This is a genomic window from Paenibacillus thermoaerophilus (genome assembly GCF_005938195.1).
In the GTDB taxonomy this organism is placed as follows: Bacteria; Bacillota; Bacilli; order Paenibacillales; family Reconciliibacillaceae; genus Paenibacillus_W; species Paenibacillus_W thermoaerophilus.
This window is the reverse complement of record NZ_VCQZ01000008.1, coordinates 131903-144703: the sequence shown is the minus strand read 5'-3', so window position 1 is coordinate 144703 and position 12801 is coordinate 131903. Positions and strand designations below refer to the sequence as shown.

Below are 12801 nucleotides of genomic sequence, written 5' to 3'. Positions count from 1 at the left end.
GAAAGCTGGACGGAGTTCTTCAACTGGCTCAAGTCCCGCGGACTCCGTGGCGTGGATCTGATCGTGTCTGATGATCATGGCGGGCTGGTTCGCTCGATTCGCCAACAATTGCAGGGCGTGACTTGGCAGCGGTGTCAGACGCACTTTATGCGCAACGTACTGGATGCCTCTCCGAAAGCCCTGAAGGATGAAATCCACACGCATGTACGAGCGATCCTGGAGGCGCCCAACCCGGAAGCGGCCCGGCTGCTTTTGCAGCAGACGTTGGCGGCTTACGAGGACAAAGCGGCGAAGGCGATGCGGATTCTGGAAGCCGGTTTTGACGATGTCACCGCCGTTTTGAGCCTGCCGGAAAAGTACCGTAAGCGCTTGAGAACGACAAACAGCGTAGAACGTCTGAATGAGGAAGTTCGCCGCCGGGAACGCGTGATTCGCATTTTTCCCAACCGGGAATCCGTCATTCGACTCATCGGTGCACTACTCATGGAACAGGACGAGAAATGGGCTTCCGGCAAGAAGTACCTCGATATGGTCGAATACCTGGAATGGCGTGAAAGCCGGCCAAAATCTGTCTCGAAAGTAACCCGAATCATGTAGCCCATTCTAGCTGAGGGATTTTACACATAATTTTGGACTTGACCGGGCTGCAGAACCGCATTAATAAACAAATTGACGAAAGAAAAAATCTCGGGTCCATGATGCGCCCATTCCCATATTTTTTACTTTGTCTTTGCTTTTCTATATTCTTTTCCTTCCGTCGGATACTTTATTGAGCCCCTCAGGCAAAACAAAAACCGCCGGCACCCGACACCAGCGGTTGATGATCTACCCGGACGAATATACGATCCTGGCCCGGCTGGAAAACGACGCCCATCCGCCGCATCCATCTGGACTCTGATAAAAAAGGAGCTGCTCACGCGGGAAGCAACCCCTTTTCCTTTATCTTTTCTGCTTGTAAAACTCATGGTACAACTTCATCAGTGCGCGCTTCTCGATTCGCGACACGTACGAGCGGGAGATGCCGAGCTCCTTCGCGATTTCCCGCTGCGTGCGCTCCTCTCCGCCGTGCTCCAAGCCGAACCGGCCGACGACGACTTCTTTTTCGCGGTCGTCCAAGATATCCAGGTTCTTATAGATTTTGGATTTCTCGATCTTCAACTGCACCTTGTCGACGACATCGTCGACTTCGGTGCCGAGAATGTCGATCAGCGTAATTTCGTTGCCTTCTTTGTCTGTTCCGATCGGATCGTGCAGCGACACGTCTTTGCGCGTTTTTTTGAGCGAACGCAGATGCATTAAAATTTCGTTCTCGATGCATCGCGCCGCGAACGTCGCCAGCTTCGTCCCTTTGTCCGGCGAGAACGATTCGATCGCCTTGATCAGGCCGATCGTTCCGATCGAGATCAAATCTTCGAGATCTTCACCCGTGTTATCGAATTTTTTGACGATATGGGCGACCAGACGCAGGTTGTGTTCGATCAGCTTGTTTCGCGAATGGGGATCGCCGGCCGCCATCCGTTTCAGGTGAAAATCCTCTTCTCCTTCCGAAAGTGGCTGCGGGAACGCATTGTTCTTGACATACGACACCAGCAGCGACAACTGCTTCAGGAATAGCACGATCGACGCGAAAAATCCAGGCACGGACAGGCCACCTCCCGTGGGTTAGACAACGCCGACATGGCGGCTACCACCATTATATGTGGACGTTCGCCCAGAAGTGCCTGTACTTGCGGCATTTGCCGGCAGGTCCGGTTGAGGGAGCATCGTCGGTTGAGGGCTTTGAATCAGGGAGGACCGGGGAAACAGGCGGGGATACCCCAAAGGACATCCGTTCCATTCAAGTTCGGATTGCGCTTCCGGAACCTTCCCCATACAATAGGAAGTAATGCGCGAACCCTAAGCGAACATGAATTTACCGGGAGGTTCGCACCCCGCGTCAGATCCGGCCTTTTCGGGCAATAAGAGGTGCTACTCCGCGTATTTTCCCCGCTCGGAACAGCAGGTTCGCGAAAATGACGTCCGGAAGCCTTGCGACACAAGGCTTCCGGACGGGTGCAGTCGCTCCCCGCGTGGGAGCGTGGATTGAAACCCGGGTACGCTGTACCGCCCGAAATCAGCCGAAATCACCATTGCCCGCGAGACTGGACACCGTCCGAGATGTCGAATGGTTACGAAGTCTCTCCCCTCACTGGAACGCGGACTGAAGCCGGCCGATCCATGACAGCCCCTCCCGCGGATCATGTCACTCCCCGCTCGGGACGAAATGCCACTGTGGCGGAGACACGAATCCGCTACAGAAAAAACGTCAGAAGCCGAAAAAAATACCGCAGCATACCGAAACGCTGCGGTTCACCCGATTATGAAATTATGGCGCGACCTGCTCCAACCCGACCACTTTGCGGCTGTAGCGAAATATCATCACCTTGTAGGTGCCGCCAATTCTCATCTCCACCTTCTCCGAAAACAGTTCATAGCGGCCGCCATCCGTTGTCGTAATATTGTCTCCTCCCCGCTTCGGGTCCCACCGGTCGGCAACCGTAATCTGCTTCGTGACCGGACCTGCGGCTATATCCAGCAATGCTAGCCCCAGCATCAGAATAATATAGAGCACCAAGAAGCCGAGAAAGACGGCCAAAAGCCAGACGAATCGGGATTTGACGTATTGTTTCGTTTTGGCAACCCAACACGTATAGGACACGATAAAACTGAATATAAGTAGCGCAGCACAGGCCATGCTGATCTCGCTCCATAACACGGTCCGTTCGATCGATTCGTACATCTCGAATATGACGGCGCTCGATACGAGCCAGATCAGAACCACGACGATCCGGGCGATATTTCTTTTTTTTCGGTACCATTTCCTGCCGTCCGCAGACAATGCCCATGCCCCTTGCTTTCCGATAAACATCATGCTCCCCCTTTCCGGTTAATTCGGCCGTGCCGCTCGACAGGCGAACGATGAGCTCCGGGTCCCGCACGAGCTCTACGGCTCCGTCTCGTTTTTTCGTCCTGTTCTCTTCGATCAGCATCTCCCATTTCAGCCGGGCCGCCGAATAGTGGTCAACAGCGATTCAGATTGCTTCACCCAGACGGTTGTCAGTACCGGATTACTCTTGTTTTAACAACTAAATTACATTCACGCCGGACTTTCGTCAACGTAGTTTTCCTGTTTACGAAAAAATTGTTGACTGTCCCCTTCCGATCCAGCGCCTGCCGATCTCGGCGGATCACTTCCTTCTGCCTGCCTTCTTTGATCATTGCGGTTGTCATCGTTCACGATCACTGTTATTTCCCTGCAGCTTCTCTCAAGTAAATAATGTAGTCGGTTGATACGCCGGTTTGTCCGAGCTGCCTTAACATCGCGGCGATATTTCCACGGTGGTACGTTCCATGATTGACTAGATGATGGACGATTTCTTCAAGACGGTTGGCGAATTCTTCTCCTTTTGAGTTCCGATAATGAACCACCGACTGAGCGTCATGAGTTCGAACGTAACCCGCGATCTCGTTGTGAAGAATATCAAAGGCGGTCAAGGCATTCGGAATGCTGTCCAGATCGTGATCGGCTCTTTGATAATCCCCGTTCAATCGGGAATACCAGGTTTGATCCACATCAAACAAGTGTTTAACGACATGCGAAATAGACGGGAACACACTGATAAGCGTTTCCTGATATACATGGCTTGGCAGCTTGGCAAGATGTTCGAGAATTTTCCGTGTCGCCCAAAAATGATAGTCGAGCAGTTCCAGCAAATGTTCTTTCATCGGGATCACCTTTCTTTTCGTTTGATCGTTTTCACCGAATATGTTGCCTCTCTTGAAATAGAACACATGATTCGGATCTTCCTCCTCCCGTCCGGTTGGTAACTCTATAATCCTTCATTCATTGTTCCTTCCCATATCTCATCCAATTCCACTCATAGGTGCCTATCCTTTCCGCGTATCATGAGATCAAACGGTTTACATTGGTCCGGGATTTCCATATTCATATACACCGTACGTCCTGAGTCAATTGGGGCAGTTGGTTAGCCGGAGACACCTGTACACTCGTTCCGATCACCTTGACAAGCTCCGTGGCGCGAAACCATTGCTTTTGCTTGATTCCATGCCTTCTCCGAAAGCATCTCTCCGAAAAGAACCACGTTAGGCCGTAATGGCCCGCGACAGAATGAACCGTCATGCCGGTTAAGGAAATCGGAGACCTTCGCTTCCTGCTTGCAGCGGTGGCATCGTATCGAACGAATATTCCCGTGAAGTTCGACAACCGCATGGCTCCCTGCCGCTGCAGGAAAGCCATCCACATTCTGAGTGGCGATGCTGTGTAGCCAGGTGGAAGAGAGGGTTATCTTCAAGACAAATTTTTTTCCAATGATGCAGATTAATCTGGGGGGGCATCCATCACACGTGTATAAACGGACCATGCTAAAATCGGGGTGAACTTCTATGGGCCGGAAATGCCTCGTGCCGATTTCCTTCTTTTGGTTCGAAAAGGGCAACAAATCCTGATCCTTATCGCCAAGACAGTCCGACATGGCGTATTCTTGACTTTCGGTAACTTCGAGAGGAATTTCCAATCCTTATTATAGCATACTCACCAAAATTCGAGGTAACAGGCCTCGCTGACAGCTCTACTCACTTAATGGGCATCGGCCCGGTAGTGCCCGTACGTCTTGCGGCATTTGCTGGCAGTCGGTTGGGGGACATCGTCGGCCAAGCTGCGGTTCATGGAAGTAACGCGGGGACATCCAATGTTTTCAAGTCCGTATTGCGCTTACGGGCACTTCCCCATACAAAATAAAGGAATTAGCCCGCCCCCCTAGCGAATATGATTTCCCGGGAGGTTCGGCCCCCCGCGTCAGATCCGGTTTTTCGGGAAAATGGGGTGTTCCCGCGCGTATTTTTCCCTCGAAAAAGCAGGTTCGCGAAAATGATGCGCAGAGGCACACTTGGCGGCGGTCGCTCCCCGTGCGGGAGTGTAAATGTTCCCGGAATCATCCCAATTGTGCAAAGGAATTCGGCCCCCTCGTCGCACGGATCACGGCTAACAATATAAAATATCACTAAACGCCCCACTGGTCCCGGTTTGAATCCACTATACGATATAAAATATCGCTAACGCCGGCAAATCAGCCGGAATCACCAAAAAATCGGCGTGTTAACAATATTTTATATCGCTAAGTCCTTCATGATCGGCGAATTTTGGGCTTTAGTAATAAAAAATATCGCTATTGTCCGCGTTGACCGGATACCGTCCGAGATGTCGAATGGTTACGGAGTCGCTCCCCTCACTGGAACGCGGACTGAAGCCCGGCCGATCCATGACAGCCCCTTCTCGCGGATCATGTTGCTCCCCGCACGGAGCGAGCATCCGGCATCCCGGAACAATGGTCATGGGGATCGCGGGAGATTTGTCCGCCAATAAAAACGGCCAGCTTGGCCCCCCCGGCTGACCGGACAATACGAAGAAGAGCCCTCGGGACGGTTCTCGGACCGCCCGCAAGGGCTCTTGATCGTTATGGCTTCACCAATCGGACATCGTCGATATGGAGCGTCGTCCCCCCCGGGGAATTCACGTAGAAGCCCACGTCGATCTGGCCGCTGGTTACGAAAATATTGTCGATGCGGATAAGCTTCCAAACGCCGTCGTTCGTAATGTTCGCATAAATGGCGCTGCCGCCGTGGCCGGATATCTCCGCCCGCGCGACCGTGGGCGTCGCGTTTTTCAGCCGCACCCAGGCCTCCAGTCTGTAGTTCGCGTTGTTGACGGGAACGCTGACGACCTGGTGGATGCTCTGCTGATAAGCCCCGGACGCCCAGAAGTAGGCCCGGTTGCTGCCCGTCTGAGCCGCCTCCGGCGGGTTCGTCGTCAACCCTCCGTCCACGCCGTAGGCGAGAGCCTGACCGGTCGGATGCCACTCCGTCCAACCGCTGCTGTACCCGGACGGCCGTTCAAAATCCCCGTTGTCCAGCAGGTTCCGTTCCGTTTCCAGCGGGCCGATAGCCGAAGCGGAGACGAGCAGCCGGTCCAGGTTGATATTCCCGCTGTCGCCGGCATCGTACTTGAACGCGATCCGGTTGCGGCCCGCATTTAACGCAAGCGATTGCGTCTTGCGCTCCCAGGCGTTCCAGTCCGATCCCGGACTCGGGAACGACACTTGGCCGATTTTGGCCCCGTTCACATACGTGCTCAGCGTTTTGGCGGACCCGGTGCCGTTGGCGTAGCGAAGCACCACCTCGTAGGTTCCGGCCGACGGCACGGTTACTTCGAATTCGGCGGATGCGCCCGCGGCGGTCATGCCGTCGACGAATCCCGTTCCGCTGTAATTCCAATGATTCCTGTTGACGGACGCCCCGCCTCCCAGTAAGGCGCTCTCGGCTTCGTACGAGGCGATATCGGCCTGGAAGGGAACCGTTATATAATCCAGGTTGACATTTCCGGTATCTCCCGCATCGGCCAAATACTTATAGGTAATCGCATTACGCCCGGCCTCCATCGGGATCGTCTCGGTCTTCGTCGCCCAGGTGTCCCAGTTGGCTAGCGGGCCCAATACCGTCGTCTTGATCCGCTTGCCGTTGACAAACACGCTCAGCGACTTGTCGCTGCCGGTCGCATTGGCATACCGGAGAGCGACGGAATAGTCGCCTGCCGTCTTCACGTCGGCGTAGAAGGTAACGGCGGCTCCCGGTTGTCCCAGTCCGTCCGCGAAGCCGGAGCCCGAATAACCGGCATGGTTGTTGTTGACGGTCGCTTTCGTCGCCACCGTGTTGCCGGACAGGGAGGCGTCCTCCGCTTCGTACTTGTACGAGGTTGCGGAGACGGGCGCTGAACCGGATACCGCAACGGACTTGCCCGACGTCGCTGCGGCTCTTATTTTGACGTAAGTCACATCGCCGTAAATATCCTTACCGACCGCCCAGCCTTCGCCGGAAGCAGCCCGGAGCGCGTTCAGATCGGCATACGACGTCAGCGCGACGCCGTTGCTCTTGACCGAAGTTCCGGCCTTGCCGTGAATTTTCAGCACATAATATTGAAGGGCGGGAGCGTAGGTTCCCGTTTTGCCCTCTACGTCGAGGGTGATCCCGGAAGCGCCGTTGTCCCGTGCGGTCAGCTTCTGCTTGAAATAGTTGCCGGACTCGTACTGATAGGATGAGCCGTCATCGTCGTAATAGGTAAAGCTCGTGCTCGCCATATCGGCGAACACGTCCACGTCCACGCTCTGGACGGCGCTCTGGCCGACGTAATCCTGCACCTTCTGAGTCGGGATGATCGCTCCCTTGCGGATAAACAGAGGAATGTCGCTCCAACTGTCGGCGTTGACCGGGTAGGCGATCGTCTGCCCGCCTGTATAGACCGTGCCCCGGAAGTAATCGATCCACGTTCCCGCGGGAAGATAAATGTTCTTGACCGTCTGGCCCTTGTCGACAACGGGCGCGGCTAGCAGATAATCCCCGAACATCCAGGCATCCACCGTATCCGCCACATTCGAGTCGGACGGGAACTCGAACATCAGCGGACGCATCAGGCCGACGCCGTTCTCGTAGGCGCTTCTCTCGTAGGCGTACATATAAGGCAGGAGGGAGTACCGAAGCCGAATCGCGCTCTTGGCCGCCTCCTCCGCCGTGCTGCCGTAGAACCAGGGCTGGCGCTGCTGGCCATTGTTCCCGTGAACCCGGAACACCGGCGTGAACGCGCTGAATTGCAGCCAGCGGGCATACAGCTCGGGACTCGGATTGTAAGTCGTTCCGTCCTGCTTGTTGAAGCCGCCGGCGTCCATGCCGACCTTGGGCTGGCCCATATTAACCGCCGACAGCAGCACGGCGCGCTGCTCCTGCATGCCGGCCGCCCAGCCGATCTGCTCGCCCTTGTAGAACTGAATGCCGATGTCTCCGGACCAATGGGTCGTGGCGTACCGCTGCGCTCCGGGATAAAAGGTCCGGGCCGTCTGCCAGACCCGGGCGTTGCCGTTCGTATACGCCCGCTGGCCTTCGTACATCGCTTGCGACAGATGCGTCGTCGTGAAGTTGCCGAACCACAGCGTCACCCCGCCGGACGATACTTTGTCGGTCTCGTCGTTCCACCAGCCGACGATGCCTTTGTCGAACGCCTCCTTGGAATGATCCCAATACCAGGACCGCGCGGCCGGATTGTACGGATCGATGCTTCTGACCTGGACCGGGATAAAATAATCCTGGTATTCGAAATGGCCGGGGTACCAGTATCCGCCGCTCTCGGCGTCGGCATACTGGATCGTCGGATTGCCGCCCGCGTCCTTGGTGACGATGCGCGGCTTCGTGATGCCGATCATCTTGACGCCTCTGGCATCCATGCTTGCCTTCAAAGCGTTTGTGGCCGCACTCGGGAAGTTGGCCGTATTCCACTTGAACTCGCCGTAGTTGTTCTCCCCGTAACGCTTCCAATCGTAATCCAGCCCGTAGCTGTCGAGCGGGATGTTTTTCGCCCGGTACGTATCGACCATCGACGTCAATTCGGTTTGATTCGTATTCCATTCGAAGTTGGAGAAGCCGAGCGACCATTTCGGCATCATCGGGCTTTTGCCGGTAATTTCGGCGAAGGCTCCCATGATCTCCTTCGGATCGCCCAGCATGATGTAGTATTCCAGATCGTTTTTCGCGTATCGTCTTCCTTCGGCCGGCGTTCCCCCATAGTAGAACTCCAGCTTGCCGGTGCTGTCCGTGTACGGATAACCGCCGTCGCTGTCCACGAGCAGGCCGTACCCCCTCGTCGACCAGACGAACGGTCCGCCCGCGTCCCCCTGTTCTCCGGCATGCGCGCCGTGGGAGTTGTTGTTGCGCAGCAGTTTCTGGCCGCCGTCCACCGTCTCGAAAGCGTTCCATCCCCGGATTCCGTACAGATTGTCCGATGGGGATCGCATGAAGCGAATGCCGTCATAGAAGACACCGCCGCCGGGCGGCTCCCACAGGAGCGTCGTTCCGTCGGCTTTTTTGACCGTCAGGCGGGCCGGGAACTTGGCGATCTCGATCCGCATCCGCGGTGTCGCAATCACGATCGGATTGCCGGACGTATCGATGGAAGCGCCGACGGCGCTCCACGTTTTATTGGGATCGATCATCGGCGTGTCGGGACTTGCGGCCACCCCGTTCGGCCGGTAATCGACCTTCAGGATGTTTTCCCCGGCCACCAACAGCTCCAGAATATCGTCGTTCGGCTCCGCTCCGTTGTCGATCGTCAGCGTAAGCTTGTCTCCCGCGACGGAAGCGTTCAGCACATTCCCGAGCGATCCGGCATAAGCATCCGAACGTTCGGGATGGCCGAAGGACAAGAGCGAGGCGGCCAGGACGACGGCCAGCAAGCGCGCCGCTGCGGCTTTTCCTCTGGAGAACAGACGCATATCATCACCCCCGCGATGGATAGGAGCCGGGAGAGAGGAGCCTCCCCTCCCCCGAATACTCCGCGTGTCTTACAGGCGAATCCGGATATGATCCAGATTGATCCCCAACGCATTGCCGCTGTCGAACTTCAGTTGGATGACGTTGTGTCCGGCCGTCAGGGTCACATTGCGGGACACTGTTCCCCATGTATCCCAGTTGGCGGTTTGGGGCAAGGCGACGTCGGCCATTTTGGCTTGGTTCACGTACAGGGCGCGGGAAGCGTTGCCCGCAGCCGCGCTGTACCGGATGTCCAACGTATAGTTCCCGCCGGCCGGCACGTACACGTCGAATTCGACCGCGTCCCCCGACGCTTCGAAACCGTCCACAAAGCCCGTCCCGGTGTAACCGGCATGATTGTTATTGGTCGTGACCTGGGAGAGCGTGCCGAACTCGGCTTCGTACTCCGGCTTGTCGACGCCGTTGAGGACAACCGTGCGGTTGCCCGTGCCCGACGCCAGCTTGACGTAAGCCAGCTTTTGTACGGAATCGTAATACCAGCCCTGCGCGCTGCCGGCCAGATCGCCAAGGGACGTATAGGCCGTAAGCGCGTTGCCGTTCACGGTTACCGAGGACGGCTTCGTGACGAACACCTGAAGCGTGCTCTTCGTCTGGATGGGCGGGACGGTTACGGTCACTTGATCCAAGCCGAACTGCTCGTTCGAGGAGACCGTCCTCACGCCGCCGCCGATGTCGTCGTACCACTGGTAGCTCGTGTTTCCTTTCGGATAAATGCGGAAGCTCAGATTGTCGTAAACGGTCATGCTGTTGCCGATCGCGCCGCCGAGCTCGTAATTGGCGTTCAGGTTCATCGGGAGAATGCTGCCCGCCTTGACGAATACCGGCAAGTCGTCCACGCCCGCGTAGTAGTTGATCGTGCGGTTGCCGGGTCTTTGCGCGCCCCACCAGAAATCGATCCATTCGCCCTCCGGCAGATAGATGCTCTTCGTCGTCTCGCCCTCGTTCACGATCGGCGCGACGAGCAGATTGTCGCCGAACATGTATTGATAGACCAGTCCGTGCGTATTGGTGTCGCCCGGATATTCCATAGCCATCGAGCGCATCATCGGGATGCCTGTATCGCTGGATTTCTTCGCCTCGCTGTAAATGTAAGGAAGCAGATTCATCCGGGTATTAACGAACTTCCGGAAAGTCGGGATCACCGTCGAGTCGCCGGTTCGGGCCGCGACGTTCCACGGCGACCGTTCCTCGCTGGGCGACGGGTTCGCCTTCTCCGAGTGGAACTGCATAATCGGCGAAAAAGCGGCCATCGCGGCCGATCGCTTGTACAGCTCGGCGGTCGGGAACGAGCCCGTGAAGCCCGCCAGGTCCCAGCTCCAGAACGGCACGCCGGAGATGTTGGACGTCAGGCCGGCGTGAATCGCCTGGCGGAACGCCTCGAACGAGGAATCCTGGTCGCCCGCCCAATAGATTTGATACTTCTGCGCGCCTTGCGTACCCGAGCGGCTGAACGAGACGGCGTCGGATTTTTTCGATTTGGCGTAAGCGTTATAGGCTCCGACGTATTCGTTCGGATACTGATTGCGCATTTCATCGCCTTTTTTGCCGTTGAAGAACGTCAAGTCGCGTCCCCATACCATCTCGCCGCCGTCGGTCTTGAAGCCGTCGATGCCGACCCCGTCGAACAGGTAGGCGCGCTTGGACATCCACCAGTTGCGGGCCGCCGGGTTCGTGAAGTCGAGCAGCAGACTGTTGCCGAACCAGGAGTCCTGAGGCAAGCGGTATTGGCCCCCCTGCCCGTCTCCCACCGCGTAGCCTTGGGCGATCATGTAGGCTTCGTCGTTATCTTTCTGCTGGTACGCGTAATCGGTCCACTTCTGGATCGGCACCTGCCACATGATCAGCTTCATGCCGTTATTGTGGATCTGGTCCGCCATCGCCTTCGGATTCGGCCACCTGCCGCTGAACGCAAAGTCGTTGTAAGTGAACGCCTGGCCGCCGGGTTTCGGCGTGTACGTCGCGTCGTTAAAAATATAAAACGTGTTCTCGTCGCTCCACTGCTCCAGGACGATCGCCGTCGCCGGAATGCCGTTGGCGGCGGCGTTGTTGATCGCGGACGTCACCTCGCTCTGCCGGTCCCACTCGTTGGCCGACATCCACAAGCCGAACGCCCATTTGGGCAGCATCGCCGGCTTGCCGGTAATATCCGTATAGTTCGAGACGACATCCTTCAGATCGTTCCCGTATATGAAATAGTAGTCCAGCATGGAGGAGGCGCTGCCGCCGGTGTCCGCCGTGAAGCTGTACATATCCGGCCGCTCCGTGGCAAGTTTGAACTTCGAATAATACGTGCTGTTCACGTAGATGCCGTACCCGTTCGTATTGACGAAAAACGGGATTGCCATATACGTCCGCTCATTCTGGTTGCGGTACTGGTTGTAGACGTAAGTCTCGACCTCGCGGCCGCGCTTCTGGAAGTTGTTGTACCGCTCGCCGAAGCCGTAGAACTGCTCGTTCGCCGGCGTGTAGAAGTGATCCTCCACCTTGGTGATGTAGGACGAACCGTTCGACAACCACGCCATATTGCGGTTGACGGTGCTGTCGTACTGACGCGCGATAAGCGTCGTTCCGTCCGGCTTGTACACGCTGGTCTTAAACGGATTTTTGTCGATGCGGATCTTCAGCTTGCTCGTGCTGATCAGATAGTGGCTGCCGTTGTCCGCCACCGTGTAGATGCTCTGCCCCGTTGCCATCGCCCCTGTTCCCGTCGGGGACAACTGCATCCGGAACACATCCGCGTCCGTAAACGCGATGTTGATCCTGGGGGCTGTGGAACCGGTGTTGGACGTGACTCGCAGCTCGATCCGGTTGGAATGGTTCGTCAGACCGGTTACGCTTGCCACATGCTCCCAACCCGTCACCGTAAACGAGAACGGCCCGATCGTCTTCTCGTTTGCGCCATTCTGGTTGGCGTGCACCGTGTACTGGACGACATCTCCCTTGTTGAAGCTGCCCAGCGGCACTTCCCAATAGCTGTTGTTGCCGCTGTTGTACTTCCAGACGCCGTTGATAACCGGCTGGGCGGCCCCGTTCTTCGTCCACGTGACCCAAGTCGCCTGACCCGGCTCGATGGGCCACGTCGTCAGCTTGATATACACGTTGTCGCCCGCTGTCGGGTCTCTCGGGTACCTCTCGGTCTGCTCGACGGTGTACAGATCATCGATGCCTGTCGGCTTGTGCCATACCCCGTCGATGGCATAGACGTTCGGCGCTATGACGAACAGGACAAGCAGAGCGATCAGCAGTTGCGCTGCGTTGGCTTTCAAACGCTTCATCCTTGCACGCTCCTCTCCATTATTGAAGGTGGAACCGGTGAAAACTCGGACGCCATAAACCTCCTTTCTGTTCTGAAATGCATGTATGTGAATTCTG

The 12801-nt window shown here is 56.5% G+C and carries 7 protein-coding genes; 1 reads left to right on the top strand and 6 read right to left on the bottom strand.

Annotated elements, in window-relative coordinates; all coding sequences use genetic code 11:
- The coding region (locus tag FE781_RS07820; RefSeq protein ID WP_211346331.1) for an IS256 family transposase at positions 1–597 on the top strand (597 nt) is incomplete at its 5' end.
- Positions 598–939: 342 nt separating this feature from the next.
- Here FE781_RS07820 and sigK read toward each other — a convergent pair.
- The 6 genes from sigK to FE781_RS07790 all read right to left on the bottom strand — a co-directional run bounded on the left by sigK (position 940) and on the right by FE781_RS07790 (position 12704).
- Positions 940–1641: an RNA polymerase sporulation sigma factor SigK gene (gene sigK / locus FE781_RS07815; RefSeq protein WP_138789052.1), complete on the bottom strand. Its 702-nt coding sequence runs from the start codon at positions 1639–1641 to the stop codon at positions 940–942.
- Between the two features lie 724 nt (positions 1642–2365).
- Positions 2366–2911 (bottom strand): hypothetical protein, encoded by a 546-nt coding sequence (locus FE781_RS07810; protein WP_170209456.1) that lies wholly within the window; start codon positions 2909–2911, stop codon positions 2366–2368.
- A gap of 374 nt (positions 2912–3285) precedes the next feature.
- Complete coding sequence (locus tag FE781_RS07805) at positions 3286–3831, bottom strand: DinB family protein (protein ID WP_170209455.1); 546 nt, start codon at positions 3829–3831, stop codon at positions 3286–3288.
- Between the two features lie 194 nt (positions 3832–4025).
- Positions 4026–4421 carry a Sir2 family NAD-dependent protein deacetylase gene (locus FE781_RS18125; protein WP_379252251.1) on the bottom strand — a complete coding sequence of 132 codons (396 nt, stop codon included), beginning with the start codon at positions 4419–4421 and terminating at the stop codon, positions 4026–4028.
- A 1092-nt stretch (positions 4422–5513) separates the two neighbouring features.
- Entirely contained in the window at positions 5514–9371 is a 3858-nt protein-coding gene (locus FE781_RS07795) for a TIM-barrel domain-containing protein (RefSeq protein ID WP_138789048.1), read from the bottom strand.
- A 69-nt stretch (positions 9372–9440) separates the two neighbouring features.
- On the bottom strand, positions 9441–12704 hold the full coding sequence (locus tag FE781_RS07790) for a TIM-barrel domain-containing protein (RefSeq protein WP_138789047.1): 3264 nt from the start codon (positions 12702–12704) through the stop codon (positions 9441–9443).
- Between the last annotated feature and the right edge of the window lie 97 nt (positions 12705–12801).

Coding starts and splice junctions, on each gene's coding strand:
- FE781_RS07795 (WP_138789048.1), bottom strand. CDS start 9,371: ATGCGTCTGTTCTCCAGAGGAAAAGCCGCAGCGGCGCGCTTGCTGGCC.
- FE781_RS18125 (WP_379252251.1), bottom strand. CDS start 4,421: ATGGTCCGTTTATACACGTGTGATGGATGCCCCCCCAGATTAATCTGC.
- FE781_RS07810 (WP_170209456.1), bottom strand. CDS start 2,911: ATGATGTTTATCGGAAAGCAAGGGGCATGGGCATTGTCTGCGGACGGC.
- FE781_RS07790 (WP_138789047.1), bottom strand. CDS start 12,704: ATGAAGCGTTTGAAAGCCAACGCAGCGCAACTGCTGATCGCTCTGCTT.